We start from the raw sequence: 15,981 nt of genomic DNA on the forward strand, positions 1-15,981 counted from the left end.
CCGGCAGGGCGGCCGCCGCATGGCGCGGCGTCAGCCGAAGCGGACCGGCACGCCCTGGCGGTCGAATGCGGCGAAACGGTCGATGCGGCCTTCGTTGATCGCATTGACCATGAAGCGCAGCGGCTGCATGGCCTCGTCGGCCGAGGGCGTCACGCCTGCGCGTCCAGCCAGGCCGCCGACGAACAGCAGATCCCACGCGATGCCGGTCCGTTCCGATTCGGCGAGCAATGCCTGGAACGACGCGATCTCCGCAGGCAGTTTGTCCACGCACAGCACGGGTGCAAGAGTGCCGCCCTGCCCCGATCGGTGTTGCTGCCGCTGCACCTCGGTCGCCGAGGCAGGCAGGTCGGTGCGAACGAAGACCAACAACAGGCGTTGCGGCTCCTGCTGAGCGCCGGCGGCCCGCAACAGGTCGGAAAAACTGGTCAGCATGGTGTGCTCGTGGGTGATGGCGGTCGCCTACAGCATGCACGCGGCAACCACAGGGTTTCTTGATCAAGATCATGGTGCACGCCGGTCGCATGCCCAAAGCTATGCGCAGTGGGAACAGGGGCGGAAGGCGGAGGGATCTCGTCGCCGCGCGGCCAGCCAGTGAATCAGACGAGCGAGCACAGATGATGGGCAGCCTCACCGACGGCTACGGGCGCAGCTTTCCCTATCTGCGCCTGTCGCTGACCGAAGCCTGCAACTACCGCTGCAGCTACTGCCTGCCGGACGGCTACCGCGCCGACGGCGCATCCCGCTTTCTCGGGATCGCGGAAATCCGGCGGCTGGTAGGCGGTTTTGCCGCGCTGGGAATGCACAAGATCCGCCTGACCGGCGGCGAACCCAGCCTGCGCAAGGACCTGCCGGCGGTGATCGCTGCGGTGTCGGCGGTGCGCGGTGTCCGCAAGATCGCCTTGACCACGAATGGTTGCCTGCTGCCGCGGCACGTGCGCACATGGCGCGAGGCCGGGCTGACCGCGCTCAACGTCAGCATGGACAGCCTGGATGCTGGACGCTTCCACGCCATCACCGGCCACGATCGCTTTGCCGAGGTCTACGAAGGCATCGAACAGGCGCTGACGCTGGGATTGGAGTCGGTCAAGGTCAACGCGGTGCTGCTGCGCGGCTGCAACGACGATGAGCTGCCGTGTTGGCTGGATTATCTGCGCGAGCGCGCGCTGAGCGTGCGCTTCATCGAACTGATGCGCACCGGCGACAATCTGGCGTATTTCGAGCGTCACCATCTGCGTGCGGAGGAGCTCGAGCTGCGCTTGCAGGCGGCGGGGTGGCGCCTGCGCGTGCGCGCCGCCGACGCCGGGCCGGCGCGGGAGTACGCGCATCCCCAGTTCCGCGGCACCATCGGCGTGATCGCACCGTACTCGAGGGATTTCTGCACCGGTTGCAACCGCTTGCGGGTCACTGCGCGCGGCGATCTGCGGCTGTGCCTGTTCGGCGACTTCGGCATCGCGCTGCGGCCGTTGCTGCAGTCCGATGCGGACCACGATGCGCTGGTGATGCGTATCGCCACGCAGTTGGGGCTCAAGGCGGCCGGACACGGCCTGCACCAGGGACATACGGGCCTGACCCCGCACCTGGCATCGATCGGAGGTTGAAACCATGAACGGCGATTCCGCAGCGGCCTTCCACATGGCCGACATCCGCGACAAGCGTCCGACCGCGCGCCGTGCGGTGGCGGTCGGCGAGCTGATGGCCGGGCCACTGGCGTACCCGATGATCGTCGCACGGCGCCTGCCCAAGGGCGACGCACTGGCGTTGGCGGAAGTCGCCGGCCTGCAGGGCGCCAAGTCGGCTTCGACGCTGATGCCGCTGTGCCATCCGTTGCCGCTGGAGCTGGTACGCACGTTGTGCGTGCCGGTACCGGAGCGGTATGCGATCCGCGTGTACTGCGAGTGCGCCAGCCAGGCGCGTACCGGCGTGGAAATGGAGGCGCTGGCCGGCGTCAGCGCGGCGTTGCTGACGCTGTACGACCTGAGCAAGCCGGTCGAACCGGCGCTGACCTTTGGCGGCGTCCGCCTGTTGTTCAAGGAGGGCGGCAAGCGCGGACTGTGGCGGCATCCGGATGGCATGAGCGAGTCCGAGCAGGCGCGCTTCCGGCCGCGCGCGCCGCTGGCGCTGGACGGCGTGCCGTGCGCAGTGCTCACGCTCAGCGACCGTGCCGCCGGCGGCCTCTATGCGGATGCGTCCGGCCCGGTACTGGTGGATGGGCTGCGGCATCTGGGCGCGCAGGTGTCCGCGAGCGAGGTGCTGCCCGACGGCATCGAGCCGCTGGCCACGCGCCTGCGCGCATTGGCGGACGCGGGCGTGCGGCTGTGCCTTTGCACCGGCGGTACCGGGCTGGGTCCGCGCGATCTGACCCCGGAGGCCTTCGCATGCGTCGCCGACCGCCGTGTCGAGGCGCTGGCGCAGATGCTGCGCACGCTCGGCGCGCAACATACGCCGCTGGCCTGGCTCAGCCGTGCCGAGGTCGTGCAGGTAGGCCGGATGCTGGCGTTCGCGTTGCCCGGAAGCCCGCGCGCGGCGGCGCAATGCATGGACATCCTTGCGCCGGTGCTCGGCCACGCGCTGCGCATGCTCGATGGAGGGCGGCATCCATGATCGGCTATGCGCAGGCGCTGTCGATGGTGCGCGAGGCGGTTCCGTTGCTGGGGATGGAGGCCGTGCCGGCGATTGCGGCCGAAGACCGGGTGCTGGCCGAGCCGCTGGTCAGCGCCGCTGCGCTGCCGCCGTTCGACAACTCGGCGATGGACGGGTTCGGCGTGCATGCCAGTAGCGCGGGACTGGCTGCCGGTGTGGAACTCGCCGTGCGCGGCTGGCAGGCGGCCGGCGATACGCAATGCCGCGCCGGCGATGGCGCCTGGGAAATGATGACCGGCGCGCCCGTGCCTGCCGGGCTGGATGCGGTGATTCCGGTGGAGCAGGTGGAGGTGCTTGCACGGGCCGAGGGCCGGCCGCTGGCGATCCGCCTGCTGGCCGCGGTGCAGCCGGGCCAGCACGTGCGCCGCAGTGGCGAGGACGTCGGCGTGGGCGAACCGGTGCTGCCCGCCGGCGAGCGCCTGGGTGCGCCGCAGACCACCATGCTGGCAGCGCTGGGCGTGGCGCAGGTGCTGGTGCGGCGGCGTCCACGGGTGGCGGTGATCGCCACCGGGCGCGAACTGGTGGGCGATCCGGCACAGCCGTTGGCCTCGGGCCAGATCCGCGACAGCAACCGTCCATTCCTGGCCGCGCAACTGCGCGCGGCGGGTGCCGAGGTGGTCTGGCAGGGCATCGTCGGCGACGAACCTGCGCAGTTCCATGCCGCCCTCGACGCTGCGCTGGCAGCGGGCGCCGATGCGGTACTCAGCAGCGGCGCGGTGTCGCAGGGACGCTACGACTTCGTGCCCGAGGCGCTGCGCCAGCGCGGCGCGCGGATCGGGTTCCACAAGGTGGCGATCCGCCCAGGGAAGCCACTGCTGTTCGCCACCCTGGCGGAGGGGCCGCTGTACTTCGGCCTTCCCGGCAATCCAGTGTCCAGCGCGGTAGGCCTGCGCTTCTTCGTCGAACCGGCGCTGCGCGCGATGCTTGGCCTGGCTGCGGAAAAGCCGCTGTGGTTGCCGGCGGGCATGCCGATCGCCAAGCCGGCAGCGCTGCGCTTCCATGGCAGCGGCGTGGTGGCGTGCGATCGCAGCGGGCAATTGCGCGCTGCGATCCTGCCGCAGCAGCACTCGTTCCGGCTGCGGCCGCTGCTGGCGGCCAATGCGTGGCTGGTGGTGCCGGAAGGCGTGGCCGACGTGGCCGCGGACGAACCGGTGCAAGTGTATGGCCTGGGCCATTGGCAGCCCGTGCAACTATCCTGGGAGAAACAGTCATGAAGATTTCGGTGCGCCTGTTCGGCGCGCTTTCCGATTACGCCGCCGGCCAGCCGCTGGAATTCGAACTTGCGGCCGGGCAATGCATGGCCGATCTGCGCGCGGTGCTGCAAGAGCGCCTGGAGGCCACGGTTCCGGGCTTCCGCCCGGCGCTGCTGCGCTGTTCGGCGTTCGCCGACAGCCGGCAGATCCTGCACGAGCGCGATCCGCTGCCAGCCGATGGCGAAGTGGCGGTGCTGCCGCCGGTGAGCGGAGGTTGAGCGGGATGAACGCACATGCAGGCATCCTTCATGCGCAGGTCGTCGATCGCGCGCTGGCGGCGCTGGATCCGGCCGCAGCGATCGATTTCGTATCCGACCCCGGCTTCGGCGGGCTGGCCGTCTTCATCGGCCGCGTGCGCGACTTCAATCATGGCCGCGTCGTGACCGGCATCAGCTACGACATGTTCGATGCGCTGGCGCTCAATGGCTTCGAGCGCATCATGCAGCAGGCGCTGGCCGACATCGGGCCAAAGCTGAAACTGTACGTGGCGCACGCCAGGGGGCGGCTGGCCATCGGCGAACTGGCGGTGGTGGTGGCGGCCGGCTCGCCGCATCGCGACGAAGCGTTCCGCGCGTGCCGGCGGGTGATCGAGGCGGTCAAGCACACCAGCCCGATCTGGAAGCGGGAACACTACCAGGACGGCAGCAGCGAGTGGAGCGAAGGCTGCACCTTGTGCGAATCGGCGCTGGTTCCCGCCTCAACGGCGGACACCGAGCGCGAGTCCGTGCATGCGCATCGCCACGACCGGGATGTCGCCGCGGACGGCATGGCGTTGACCGATGTCTGACGGCGCCATGTGCTGCGGCGCGCGATGCAGTGAGCGTCGATTGTGGGGCCATCCCTTCGCAACCGCTGAGCCGATGCGCCCGGCTGCGCTATCACTGACGTGGAGAAGCGATCCATGAAGCTGCAACACCAGGCACAGACCTTGCGGTTCCGGGTGGACGAGGCGGAGCTGGCCGTGCTGCTGGGGGGCGGAGAAGTGGCGAACCGGTTGTGCATCCCCGGCGGGCCTTCGTTGTGCCAGACGCTGGTATTGGCCGAACTGGAAACGGCGGCGATGGGTGGCACGCCGACCCACTGGCGGGTGGCGCTGCCACGCGCGGCGGTGGAGGCCTACTGCGGGCGATTGCCGTGCCGCGACGGGCTCCAGTTCCAGGCGGCGGCGCAGCAAAACGGCCAAAGCGCGCTGCGGATGGTGTTCGAAGTGGATGTGCGCGACAGCGCGCGGACGCGGACCGGCACCGCACGCGGACGCAATGCCGAAGCGCAGGCCGTGACCGGCATCCAGATCGGCTTTTCCGGCGACGGCGCCGTTTGACATTTGTCATGGATATCCGATTGGAGGCGGCGGGATTGATTTCGATCAACGGCCTGGTGCCGCGGTGATGGCTCAATGGCCGTGGGGCGATGGGAGCTGTATCTCCGCATCTGCCGCAAGTCCAATTCATCAGGTGACGGCCATGACTGTTCAAGCAGATGTCGCAACTCACAATCCCGGCGGCGGCCGCGGCCGCATCATCCAGGACTGGCGTCCCGAGGACCCGGCCTATTGGGCAAGCACCGGCCGGCGCATCGCCACGCGCAACCTGGCGATCTCCGTCCCTTCGCTGCTGCTGGCGTTCTCGATCTGGATGCTGTTCTCGGTGGTGAGCGTGAACCTGCCGCGCGCGGGCTTCGCCTTCGACACCAACCAGCTGTTCCTGCTGGTGGCGCTGCCGAGCCTGTCGGGGGCGACGCTGCGGATCTTCTATTCGTTCGTGATTCCGTTGTTCGGCGGGCGCCGCTGGACAGCGCTGTCCACCGCCCTGTTGCTGATCCCAGCGCTGTGGCTGGGCTTCGCGGTGCAGAATCCGAACACGCCGTACTGGGTGTTCGTGGCCATCGCCATCTGCTGCGGCCTGGGTGGCGCGAACTTCTCGTCCTCGATGTCCAACATCTCGTTCTTCTATCCGAAGGCGCGACAGGGCTTCGCGCTGGGCATGAACGCCGGGCTGGGCAACCTGGGCGTGTCGGTGACGCAGTTCGTGGTGCCGCAGGTGATCGCCTTCAGCATCTTCGGCGCGTTGTCTAGCGCGCCGCAACAGGTCAAGGACGGCACGGCACTGTTCCTGCAGAACGCCGGCTTCCTGTGGGTGCCGCTGTTGCTGGCCTGCGTCGTCGCGGCGTGGTTCGGCATGAACGACATCGCCAGCGTGCGCTCGTCCTTCGCTCAGCAGGCGCTGATCTTCCGGCGCAAGCACAACTGGCTGATGTGCTGGCTGTACGTCGGCACCTTCGGTTCGTTCATCGGCTTCTCGGCCGGGTTCCCGATGCTGATGAAGACCCAGTTCCCCGAGGTCAACGCGCTGGCCTATGCGTTCCTCGGCCCGCTGGTCGGCGCACTGACGCGTCCGCTGGGCGGCATGCTGGCCGACCGCCTGGGCGGGGCGCGGATCACCTTCTGGGTGTTCGCGCTGATGGCTGCGGCGGTGTTCGCGGTACTGCACTTCCTGCCCGGCGCGCACGGCGCAGGCAACTTCTTCGGTTTCCTGGCCTCGTTCCTGGCGCTGTTCGTGCTCACCGGCATCGGCAACGGCAGCACGTTCCGGATGATCCCGGTGATCTTCCGCACGCTGCACGAGCGCTGGTCGTCGCGCGCCGATGCGCAGGGCAAGGCCGCGGCGACACGGCAGGCGGGCATCGAATCGGCCGCGGTGGTCGGGTTCTCCGGCGCGATCGGCGCCTATGGCGGATTCTTCATTCCCAAGAGCTATGGCTCGTCGATCGCCCTGACCGGCGGTCCGGAGGCGGCGCTGTACGTGTTCGTCGCCTTCTATTGCACCTGCCTGGCGGTGACTTGGTGGTGGTACTACCGGCGCGGTGCCGAGGTTCCGTGCTGATCCGGCCGCCTGGCCGCGCAACGATTGGAAACACCCAAGCCACGATGCACACATTAGCGATGGGAGAGGCACGATGAGTTATTTCCTGGACCGGCTGCAGTTCTTCAAGCGAGCGCCAGAGCGCTTCGCCGACGGACACGGGGTCACCAAGAGCGAGAGCCGCGAGTGGGAGAACGGTTACCGCGCCCGTTGGCAGTACGACAAGATCGTGCGGTCCACCCACGGCGTGAACTGCACCGGCTCGTGCAGCTGGAAGATCTACGTCAAGAATGGGCTGGTGACCTGGGAGACGCAGCAGACTGACTACCCGCGCACGCGCCCGGACCTGCCCAACCACGAGCCGCGCGGCTGCCCGCGCGGCGCCAGCTACTCCTGGTACCTGTACAGCGCCAACCGGCTGAAGTACCCGCTGGTGCGCGGCGCGTTGCTGCGCATGTGGCGGCAGGCGCGCAAGACGCTCTCGCCCGTGGACGCGTGGGCCAGCATCGTCGAGGATCCGGCCAAGGCCATCGCGTACAAGTCGCGGCGCGGCATGGGCGGCTTCGTGCGCGTGCAGTGGGACGAGGCCAACGAGATCATCGCCGCGTCCAATCTGTACACGGTCAAGGAGTACGGCCCGGACCGGGTGATCGGCTTCTCGCCGATCCCGGCGATGTCGATGGTGTCCTATGCCGCCGGCGCGCGTTACCTGTCGCTGCTGGGCGGCGCCTGCCTGTCTTTCTACGACTGGTACTGCGACCTGCCGCCGGCCTCGCCGCAGGTCTGGGGCGAGCAGACCGACGTGCCGGAATCGGCCGATTGGTACAACAGCCGCTACATCATCGCCTGGGGTTCGAACGTGCCGCAGACGCGCACCCCGGACGCGCACTTCTTCACCGAGGCGCGCTACAACGGCACCAAGACCGTGGCAGTCACGCCCGATTACTCGGAAGTGGCCAAGCTCACCGACCACTGGCTGCACCCCAAGCAGGGCACCGACGCGGCGCTGGCGATGGCGTTCGGCCATGTGATTCTGCGCGAGTTCCACGTCGACAGCCCCTCGCAGTACTTCACCGACTATTGCCGGCAGTATTCGGACATGCCGCTGCTGGTGCGGCTGGAGCGTCGCGCGGATGGACGCCTGGTGGCGGGGCGCTACCTGCGCGCCAGCGACCTGGGCGGCCTGGGCGAGGACAACAACCCGGAATGGAAGACGCTGGCGTGGGACGAAGCCAGCGGCCGCATCGTGGTGCCGAAAGGCTCGATCGGCTTCCGCTGGGGCGAGCAGGGCAAGTGGAACATCGAACAGCAGGACAGCGCCGGCGCTGCGACCCGCTTGCGGCTGAGCCTGAAGGACGATCACGAGGCGATCGAGGCGGTCAGCTTTCCATATTTCGGCGGCATCGAGAGTGCACCGTGGACAGCGTCCACGTTCCAGGACGTGCTCGAACGCAATGTGCCGGTGCGCCGCCTGCAAGGCGCCGACGGCACGATCGAGGTGACCACGGTGTACGACCTGCTGCTGGCGCAGTACGGCGTGGATCGCGGCTTCGGCGGCGGCAACGTGGCCACCAGCTTTGACGAGGACGTGCCCGGTACGCCGGCCTGGCAGGAACGCATCACCGGGGTGCCGCGTGCCGACGTGATCGAGATCGCGCGCGAATTCGCGCGTACCGCCGACAAGACCCGCGGGCGCAGCATGATCATCGTCGGTGCGGCGGTGAACCACTGGTACCACAACGACATGAACTACCGCGGCCTGATCAACATGCTGGTCATGTGCGGCTGCATCGGCCAGACCGGCGGCGGCTGGTCGCATTACGTCGGTCAGGAGAAGCTGCGCCCGCAGACCGGCTGGCAGCCGCTGGCGTTCGGACTGGACTGGAGTCGTCCGCCGCGGCACATGAACGGGACCTCGTTCTTCTATTTCAATTCGGACCAGTGGCGCTACGAGAAGCTGGAGGTGAAGGAAATCCTGTCGCCGCTGGCGGACCCGAGCAAGTTCACCGGCACCATCGCCGACCTCAACCTGCGCGCGATCCGCATGGGTTGGTTGCCGAGCGCGCCGCAGCTGGACCGCAATCCGTTGCAGCTGACCCGCGAGGCCGAGCGCGCCGGCGTGGCGCCGGCCGAGTACGCGCTGACGAAGCTGAAGGATGGCACGTTGGATTTCGCCTACGCCGATCCGGATTCGCCGCAGAACTTCCCGCGGGTGATGTTCATCTGGCGCTCCAACCTGCTCGGTTCCTCCGGCAAGGGCCACGAGTACATGCTGCGGCATTTCCTGGGCACCCGCCACGGCGTGCAGGGCAAGGACCTGGGCGAGGAGGGCGCGCGCAAGCCGGACGAGGTGAAGTGGCACGACGCGCCGGCCGAGGGCAAGCTCGACCTGCTGGTGACGCTGGACTTCCGCATGTGCACGACCGCGCTGTACTCGGACATCGTGCTGCCCACCGCCACCTGGTACGAGAAGGACGATCTCAATACCTCGGACATGCACCCGTTCATCCACCCGCTGTCCAAGGCGGTGGACCCGGCCTGGGAATCGCGCAGCGACTGGGACATCTTCAAGGGCGTGGCCAGGACGCTGAGCGCGATGGCGCCCGGCGTGCTGGGCGTGGAGCAGGACCTGGTGCTGGTGCCGATCCTGCACGACACCCCCAACGAACTGGCGATGCCGATGGGCGTGACCGACTGGACCAGGGGCGAGTGCGAGGCGGTGCCGGGCAGAACCATGCCGTCGATGACGGTGGTCGAGCGTGACTATCCGAACCTGTACAAGAAGTTCGCCTCGCTCGGCCCGCTGCTGGACAAGCACGGCAACGGCGGCAAGGGCATGAACTGGGATACCCGCGACGAGGTGGCCTTCCTCGGCAAGCTCAACCATACCGTGCTGGAGGACGGCGTCAGCCACGGACGTCCGGCGATCGAGTCGGCGATCGACGCCTGCGAGGTGATCCTGCACCTGGCGCCGGAAACCAATGGCCACGTCGCGGTGAAGGCATGGGAATCGCTGGGCAAGTTCACCGGCCGCGAGCACACCCATCTTGCGGTGGGCAAGGAGCACGAGGCGATCCGCTTCCGCGACATCCAGGCGCAGCCGCGCAAGATCATCTCCTCGCCGATCTGGTCGGGGCTGGAGGACGACCACGTCAGCTACAACGCCGGCTACACCAACGTCCACGAGCTGATCCCGTGGCGCACCCTGACCGGGCGCCAGCAGTTCTACCAGGATCACGAGTGGATGATCGCCTTTGGCGAAGGCTTCATGGGCTATCGCCCGCCTGTGGACACCAAGGCCGCCGCGCCGATGCTCGGGCGCAAGCCGAACGGCAACAAGGAGATCGTGCTGAACTGGATCACCCCGCACCAGAAGTGGGGCATCCACAGCACCTACAGCGACAACCTGATCATGCAGACGCTCTCGCGCGGCGGCCCGATCGTGTGGCTCAGCGAGGACGACGCGCGCAGCGCCGGCATCGTCGACAACGACTGGATCGAGCTGTTCAACGTCAACGGCGCGATCGCCGCGCGCGCGGTGGTCAGCCAACGGGTGATGTCCGGCATGGCGATGATGTACCACGCGCAGGAACGCATCATCAACACGCCCGGGTCGGAGGTCACCGGCACCCGCGGCGGCATCCACAACTCGGTCACACGAGTGGTACTCAAGCCCACCCACATGATCGGCGGCTACGCGCAGCTGTCCTACGGCTTCAACTACTACGGCACCTGTGGCACCAACCGCGACGAGTTCGTGGTGGTGCGCAAGATGGACAAGGTCGATTGGCTGGATGGCGAATCCGCGAAGGTCGCGGCAGGGGAGGTGGCGTGATGAAAGTTCGTGCGCAAATCGCGATGGTGTTGAACCTGGACAAGTGCATCGGCTGCCATACCTGCTCGATCACCTGCAAGAACGTATGGACCTCGCGCGAGGGCGTGGAATACGCCTGGTTCAACAACGTCGAAACCAAGCCCGGCGTGGGCTATCCCAAGGAATGGGAGAACCAGGACAAGTGGAACGGCGGCTGGGTGCGGACCGCCGCCGGCAAGCTGATCCCACGCGCCGGCGGACGTTTCCGGATGCTGGCGAAGATCTTCGCCAACCCCGACCTTCCGCAGATCGACGACTACTACGAGCCGTTCGAGTTCGACTACCAGCACCTGCATACCGCCCCGGACGTCAAGCACCAGCCCACCGCGCGCCCGCGCTCGCTGATCAGCGGCCAGCGCATGGAGAAGATCGAATGGGGGCCGAACTGGGAGGAAATCCTCGGCACCGAGTTCGCCAAGCGATCCAAGGACCGCAATTTCGACAACGTACAGAAGGAGATCTACGGCGCGTTCGAGAAGACCTTCATGATGTACCTGCCGAGGCTGTGCGAACACTGCCTGAATCCTGCCTGCGTGTCGGCGTGTCCATCGGGCGCGATCTACAAGCGCGAGGAGGACGGCATCGTGCTGATCGACCAGGACAAGTGCCGCGGCTGGCGCATGTGCGTGTCGGCCTGCCCATACAAGAAGATCTACTACAACTGGAAGAGCGGCAAGTCGGAGAAGTGCATCTTCTGCTACCCACGCATCGAGATGGGCGAACCGACCGTGTGTTCGGAAACCTGCGTCGGCCGCATCCGCTACCTGGGGGTGATGCTGTACGACGCCGACCGCATCCAGAGCGCCGCCGCGGTGCCGGCCGAAAAGGATCTGTACCAGGCGCACCTGGACATCTTCCTGGACCCGGAAGACCCGCAGGTGATCGCCGCCGCACGCGCCGAGGGCATCCCGGACAGCTGGCTGCAGGCGGCCAAGGCCTCGCCGGTGTACAAACTGGCGATCGACTGGAAGCTGGCGCTGCCGCTGCATCCGGAATACCGCACGCTGCCGATGGTGTGGTACGTGCCGCCGCTGTCGCCGATCCAGTCGGCGGCCGAGCGCGGCCACATCGGCATGAACGGCGAGCTGCCGGACATCGCATCGCTGCGCATTCCGGTGCGCTATCTGGCCAACCTGCTGTCGGCCGGCGACGAGGCGCCGGTGGTGCGCGCGCTGGAGCGGTTGATGGCGATGCGCGCGTGGCGCCGCGCCAAGAACGTGGACGGCGTGGAAGACCTCGCGGTGCTGCAGCAGGCCGGACTCAGCGTGGCGCAGGCCGAGTCGATGTACCGGTACCTGGCGATCGCCAACTACGAGGACCGCTTCGTGATCCCCACCGCACATCGCGAGTACGCCAACGACGCCTTCGGCGAGCGCGGCGGTTGCGGCTTCACCTTCGGCAATGGCTGCAATGGCGACAGCGCGGCGGACCTGTTCGGCAACCGCAAGCCCACCGGCCACACGGTGCCGTCGCCCAATCGGCGCGGAACCGAGGAGGTGGTCCGATGAGCCTGCTCAAGCTGATCGGCGTGCTGATGGATTATCCGCAGGACGCTCTCTGGCAACACGGCGAGGAACTGCTGCAGGCGGCCGACGATCCGGCCTTGTCGGCGCCGCGCCGCGCCGCGCTGTGCGGCTTCGTGCAGGAGCTGCTGGCCGAGGACCCGCTCGCGGTCCAGGACCGCTGGCTGTCCATGTTCGACCGCGGCCGGGCGATGAGCCTGCTGCTGTTCGAGCACATCCACGGCGAGTCCCGCGATCGCGGCCAGGCGATGGTCGACCTGATCGAGGCCTACCGCAAGAACGGTTTCGAGCTGTCCGCGCGGGAGTTGCCGGACTACCTGCCGCTGCTGCTGGAATATCTGGACCAGCGGCCCGACGCGGAGGCGCGCGACTGGCTGGGCCATGTCGGCCATATCGTCGGCCTGCTGGCGGCGCGCGCCGCCGAGCGCGAGAGCGGCTACGCGCTGCTGTTCGAGCTACTGCTGGAATACGCCGATGGCGAGGTGAACCTGGCGCTGCTGCGCAAACGCGCCAGCGGCGAGGCGCGCGACGACTCGCCCGAGGCGATGGACCGGTTGTGGGAAGAAGAAGCGGTGCGCTTCGGCGCGCAGGCGCCGGGCGAAGACTGCAAGCCGGTCCCGCGGCCCGTCGCAGGCATCCAGGCCATCAACGAGGTGAAGCCATGAACCACTTGCATCAGTTCGCATTCCAGATCTATCCGTACATCGCATTGGCGGTGTTCTTCGTCGGCAGCTGGGTGCGCTTCGACAAGTCCATGTACACCTGGCGCACCGGCTCCAGCCAGCTGCTGTCCGACCGCGGCATGCGCATCGGCAGCAACTGCTTCCATGTCGGCGTGCTGGCGATCCTGGGCGGACACCTGGTCGGATTGTTGACGCCACACGCGCTGTACGAGCACTTCATCACCGCGCCGCAGAAGCAATTGCTGGCGATGGTCGTCGGCGGCGTGTTCGGCGCGCTCTGCTTCGTCGGCATCGCCATCCTGCTGGTGCGCCGGCTGACCAATCCGCGCGTGCGCGCCACCGGCACCTTCGGCGATACGCTGGTACTGGTGCTGCTGTTCGCACAGTTGGTGCTGGGCTTGATCAGTATCGGCTATTCGACGCAGCACATGGACGGCGCAGTGATGATCCGGCTCGGCGAATGGGCGCAGCACATCGTCACTTTCCGCTGGGGCGCGGCCGACTACATCAGTGACGTCTCCTGGGTGTACAAGACCCACGTGTTTCTGGGGATGACCCTGTTCCTGATCGCCCCGTTCACCCGCCTGGTGCACGTCTGGAGCATTCCGCTGAGCTACCTGTGGCGCCCGTACCAGGTGGTGCGGCGGCGTCAGGCGCCGCTGAACTACGACGGGAGGCGCTGAAAATGGCCGCCACCTTGTCCGTGCCGCGGCGCCTGCCGCTCACCGTGATCGATTCGCAGCAGCCGGTGGCGGAGGAGGCGCACGCGCACCACGACGATGCGGATGCTGGCCCGCGCACGCTGGGCGCGCCGGCGCCGTGCCTGCTGTTCGTCGGCGATACGCCGATCAGCGAGGCGGACATCGCGCAGGAGATGCAGTTCCACCGCGCGATGCGGCCGCAGGTGTCGCGCGCGGCCGCGGCGCGCGCGCTGGTGGTGCGCGAACTGCTGCGCCGCGAGTGCGAGCGCCTGGGATTGGCGGCGCAACTGCCTGCCGACGGGCGCGAATCAGCCGAGGAGGCCACGATACGCATGCTGCTCGAGGGCGAGATCGAGCAGCGGGTGCCGGACGAGCAGGCCTGCGCGCGGTACTACGCGCAGAACGCCGAGCGCTTCCGCTCGCCGGACCGGGTCAAGGCCAGACATATCCTGTTCGCGGCGCCGGCCGACGATGTGGGCGGGCGCCACGAGGCGCGCCGCCGCGGCGAGGGCCTGATTGCCGAGCTGCAGCAACGCCCGGAGCTGTTCGCCGACTTCGCCATGCGCCATTCCGACTGCCCCTCGCGCGAGCAGGGCGGCGAGCTGGGCTGGCTGCAGCGCGGGCAGACCACGCCGGAGTTCGACCGCCAACTGTTCCGCCTGCGCCAGGGCCTGGCCGGGTTTCCGGTGGAATCGCGCTGGGGCTATCACGTCGTCGTCGTCGACGACATCGAGCCGGGCCTGCCGCAGACCTTCGAGCAGGTGCATCGGCGGATCGCCGACTACCTCGAACTGCAGTCGCGGCAACGCGATCTGCAACGCTACCTGCAGCTGTTGCAGGAACGCTACGGGGTGAGCGGCCTGGATGCCATCGAGGCGGAAGCGGAGGCCTGAGCCGGCATGGCCTCCCGCCATCCCTCCAACCGCCCAAGATGCAGGCAGGCGTGCCTGTGCCTTTCACTACGAATGCAGACCATGCGATGAACGCCGTCCTTCCCTCCGCTGCCCAGCAGCGCGCCTTGTGGCTCAGTACCTTCGCCTTCACCACGTGCTTCGCGGTATGGATGATCTTCTCGATCGTCGGCATCCAGATCAAGCAGCAACTGGGACTCAACGACACCCAGTTCGGCCTGCTCATCGCCACGCCGGTACTGAGCGGTTCGCTGATCCGGGTGAACCTGGGCGTGCTGACCGACCAGATCGGCGGCCGACGCCTGCTGACCGCGGTGATGTTGTGCGCGGCGGCGTCCACCTGGCTGCTGACCTATGCGCGCAGCTACCCGCAGTTCCTGTTGGCGGCGCTGTTCGTCGGCATCGCCGGCGGCGCGTTCTCGGTCGGCGTCGCCTACGTCTCCAAGTGGTTCCCGGCGGCGAAGCAGGGCACCGCGCTGGGCGTATTCGGCGCCGGCAACATCGGTGCGGCCGTGACCAAGCTTCTGGCGCCAATGCTGATGGTGGCGGCCGGCTGGACCACGGTGGCGAAGGTATGGGCCGTGGCGCTGGCGGTGATGGCGGTGATCTTCTACCTGTGCACCCAGGAAGATCCCTCGCAGGCCGAACGCAAGCGCTCGGGCGTCAAGCCGATGTCGTTCCGCGAGCAGATGCGGCCGCTGGCGAAGCTGCAGGTGTGGCGCTTCTCGCTCTACTACTTCTTCGTGTTCGGCGCGTTCGTGGCGTTGGCGTTGTGGTTGCCGCGCTACCTGATCGGCGCCTACGGCATGGACATCCGCCAGGCCGGCCTGGTCGCGGCCTGCTATTCGATCCCGGCGAGCCTGTTCCGCATCGCTGGCGGCCTGCTGTCGGACCGCTATGGCGCGCGCCGGGTGATGTACTGGACGCTGAGCGTATCGGTAGTGTGCACCTTCCTGCTGGCGTACCCGGATACCCGTTACGTGATCAAGGGCATCGACGGCGACATCGCCTTCCACCTGGCGGTTGGCGTGGTCCCATTCACCGTGCTGGTGTTCGTGCTCGGCTTCTTCATGTCGCTGGGCAAGGCCGCGGTGTTCAAGCACATTCCGGCCTACTACCCGCAGCACGTCGGCGCGGTCGGCGGCGTGGTCGGCATGATCGGCGGGTTGGGGGGCTTCGTGCTGCCAATCGCCTTCGGTGCGATGAACGACCTGATCGGGGTGTGGACCAGCTGTTTCATGCTGTTGTTCGTGCTGGTGAGCATCGCCCTGGCGTGGATGCACTTCGCGGTCCGGCGCATGGAGCATCGCCAGCATCCCGGCCTGCGCGCGCAGACCGACCTGCCGGAGATCGCCGAGGCCGCCGCCGCAGCGAACGCACCTCTGGCCTGAACCGCCTGCAGCGACGCCTGAGACAGGACGGCGCCCACGGTTGCGGGGCGAACCGGTCGGGCTGCGCCGCATCCGGAACGTCGGCGCATCCGTTCGCGACACTGCTCGCCCCGGCACACGGTCGACACCCGAGCGCGATCGTCG

At 67.8% G+C, this 15,981-nt stretch carries 14 protein-coding genes; 13 read left to right on the forward strand and 1 reads right to left on the reverse strand.

From position 1 onward, the window contains the following. Nucleotides 1–30: 30 nt before the first annotated feature. A complete protein-coding gene (locus AB8810_RS03465) occupies nucleotides 31–432 on the reverse strand; it encodes a ribonucleotide reductase subunit alpha (RefSeq protein WP_179567646.1) in 402 nt (133 codons plus the stop codon). Between the two features lie 185 nt (nucleotides 433–617). Between AB8810_RS03465 and moaA the strand changes: the two genes are divergently transcribed. From moaA to AB8810_RS03530, 13 genes are all read left to right on the forward strand, one after another. Beyond that, nucleotides 618–1,598: a GTP 3',8-cyclase MoaA gene (gene moaA, locus AB8810_RS03470; protein ID WP_179568085.1), complete on the forward strand. Its 981-nt coding sequence runs from the start codon at nucleotides 618–620 to the stop codon at nucleotides 1,596–1,598. A gap of 4 nt (nucleotides 1,599–1,602) precedes the next feature. Beyond that, nucleotides 1,603–2,601, forward strand: coding sequence for a bifunctional molybdenum cofactor biosynthesis protein MoaC/MoaB (moaCB, locus tag AB8810_RS03475; RefSeq protein ID WP_263395928.1), 999 nt, complete (start codon nucleotides 1,603–1,605; stop codon nucleotides 2,599–2,601). Beyond that, nucleotides 2,598–3,854, forward strand: a complete 1,257-nt coding sequence (gene glp, locus AB8810_RS03480; RefSeq protein WP_369915568.1) for a gephyrin-like molybdotransferase Glp — start codon at nucleotides 2,598–2,600, stop codon at nucleotides 3,852–3,854. Before moaCB ends, glp begins: the two co-directional genes overlap by 4 nt. Then, nucleotides 3,851–4,111 (forward strand): MoaD/ThiS family protein, encoded by a 261-nt coding sequence (locus tag AB8810_RS03485; RefSeq protein WP_218848162.1) that lies wholly within the window; start codon nucleotides 3,851–3,853, stop codon nucleotides 4,109–4,111. Before glp ends, AB8810_RS03485 begins: the two co-directional genes overlap by 4 nt. A gap of 5 nt (nucleotides 4,112–4,116) precedes the next feature. Then, entirely contained in the window at nucleotides 4,117–4,680 is a 564-nt protein-coding gene (locus AB8810_RS03490; RefSeq protein ID WP_179567640.1) for a molybdenum cofactor biosynthesis protein MoaE, read from the forward strand. Nucleotides 4,681–4,794: 114 nt separating this feature from the next. Next, nucleotides 4,795–5,214 (forward strand): hypothetical protein, encoded by a 420-nt coding sequence (locus tag AB8810_RS03495; protein ID WP_179567638.1) that lies wholly within the window; start codon nucleotides 4,795–4,797, stop codon nucleotides 5,212–5,214. A 142-nt stretch (nucleotides 5,215–5,356) separates the two neighbouring features. Further along, nucleotides 5,357–6,775 carry a NarK family nitrate/nitrite MFS transporter gene (locus tag AB8810_RS03500; protein ID WP_369915569.1) on the forward strand — a complete coding sequence of 473 codons (1,419 nt, stop codon included), beginning with the start codon at nucleotides 5,357–5,359 and terminating at the stop codon, nucleotides 6,773–6,775. A 73-nt stretch (nucleotides 6,776–6,848) separates the two neighbouring features. Then, nucleotides 6,849–10,589 carry a nitrate reductase subunit alpha gene (locus tag AB8810_RS03505; protein WP_191825150.1) on the forward strand — a complete coding sequence of 1,247 codons (3,741 nt, stop codon included), beginning with the start codon at nucleotides 6,849–6,851 and terminating at the stop codon, nucleotides 10,587–10,589. After that, on the forward strand, nucleotides 10,589–12,136 hold the full coding sequence (gene narH / locus AB8810_RS03510) for a nitrate reductase subunit beta (RefSeq protein WP_191825151.1): 1,548 nt from the start codon (nucleotides 10,589–10,591) through the stop codon (nucleotides 12,134–12,136). Before AB8810_RS03505 ends, narH begins: the two co-directional genes overlap by 1 nt. Next, a complete protein-coding gene (gene narJ, locus AB8810_RS03515) occupies nucleotides 12,133–12,816 on the forward strand; it encodes a nitrate reductase molybdenum cofactor assembly chaperone (protein ID WP_179567630.1) in 684 nt (227 codons plus the stop codon). The genes narH and narJ overlap by 4 nt, the downstream gene beginning before the upstream one ends. After that, nucleotides 12,813–13,517, forward strand: a complete 705-nt coding sequence (gene narI / locus AB8810_RS03520; RefSeq protein ID WP_179567628.1) for a respiratory nitrate reductase subunit gamma — start codon at nucleotides 12,813–12,815, stop codon at nucleotides 13,515–13,517. The genes narJ and narI overlap by 4 nt, the downstream gene beginning before the upstream one ends. 2 nt (nucleotides 13,518–13,519) lie before the next feature. After that, nucleotides 13,520–14,428 carry a peptidylprolyl isomerase gene (locus AB8810_RS03525; protein ID WP_369915570.1) on the forward strand — a complete coding sequence of 303 codons (909 nt, stop codon included), beginning with the start codon at nucleotides 13,520–13,522 and terminating at the stop codon, nucleotides 14,426–14,428. Between the two features lie 86 nt (nucleotides 14,429–14,514). Then, nucleotides 14,515–15,837, forward strand: a complete 1,323-nt coding sequence (locus AB8810_RS03530) for a nitrate/nitrite transporter (RefSeq protein ID WP_191825155.1) — start codon at nucleotides 14,515–14,517, stop codon at nucleotides 15,835–15,837. The last annotated feature ends 144 nt before the right edge of the window (nucleotides 15,838–15,981 follow it).

Origin of the sequence: Xanthomonas sp. NCPPB 3005 (assembly GCF_041228095.2) — a bacterium.
Taxonomy (GTDB): Bacteria; Pseudomonadota; Gammaproteobacteria; order Xanthomonadales; family Xanthomonadaceae; genus Xanthomonas_A; species Xanthomonas_A bonasiae.

Excerpts from the sequence above, each read along its gene's own strand:
- AB8810_RS03465 (WP_179567646.1), bottom strand. The coding sequence starts at position 432 with ATGCTGACCAGTTTTTCCGACCTGTTGCGGGCCGCCGGCGCTCAGCAG.
- moaA (WP_179568085.1), top strand. The coding sequence starts at position 618 with ATGGGCAGCCTCACCGACGGCTACGGGCGCAGCTTTCCCTATCTGCGC.
- moaCB (WP_263395928.1), top strand. The coding sequence starts at position 1,603 with ATGAACGGCGATTCCGCAGCGGCCTTCCACATGGCCGACATCCGCGAC.
- glp (WP_369915568.1), top strand. The coding sequence starts at position 2,598 with ATGATCGGCTATGCGCAGGCGCTGTCGATGGTGCGCGAGGCGGTTCCG.
- AB8810_RS03485 (WP_218848162.1), top strand. The coding sequence starts at position 3,851 with ATGAAGATTTCGGTGCGCCTGTTCGGCGCGCTTTCCGATTACGCCGCC.
- AB8810_RS03490 (WP_179567640.1), top strand. The coding sequence starts at position 4,117 with ATGAACGCACATGCAGGCATCCTTCATGCGCAGGTCGTCGATCGCGCG.
- AB8810_RS03495 (WP_179567638.1), top strand. The coding sequence starts at position 4,795 with ATGAAGCTGCAACACCAGGCACAGACCTTGCGGTTCCGGGTGGACGAG.
- AB8810_RS03500 (WP_369915569.1), top strand. The coding sequence starts at position 5,357 with ATGACTGTTCAAGCAGATGTCGCAACTCACAATCCCGGCGGCGGCCGC.
- AB8810_RS03505 (WP_191825150.1), top strand. The coding sequence starts at position 6,849 with ATGAGTTATTTCCTGGACCGGCTGCAGTTCTTCAAGCGAGCGCCAGAG.
- narH (WP_191825151.1), top strand. The coding sequence starts at position 10,589 with ATGAAAGTTCGTGCGCAAATCGCGATGGTGTTGAACCTGGACAAGTGC.
- narJ (WP_179567630.1), top strand. The coding sequence starts at position 12,133 with ATGAGCCTGCTCAAGCTGATCGGCGTGCTGATGGATTATCCGCAGGAC.
- narI (WP_179567628.1), top strand. The coding sequence starts at position 12,813 with ATGAACCACTTGCATCAGTTCGCATTCCAGATCTATCCGTACATCGCA.
- AB8810_RS03525 (WP_369915570.1), top strand. The coding sequence starts at position 13,520 with ATGGCCGCCACCTTGTCCGTGCCGCGGCGCCTGCCGCTCACCGTGATC.
- AB8810_RS03530 (WP_191825155.1), top strand. The coding sequence starts at position 14,515 with ATGAACGCCGTCCTTCCCTCCGCTGCCCAGCAGCGCGCCTTGTGGCTC.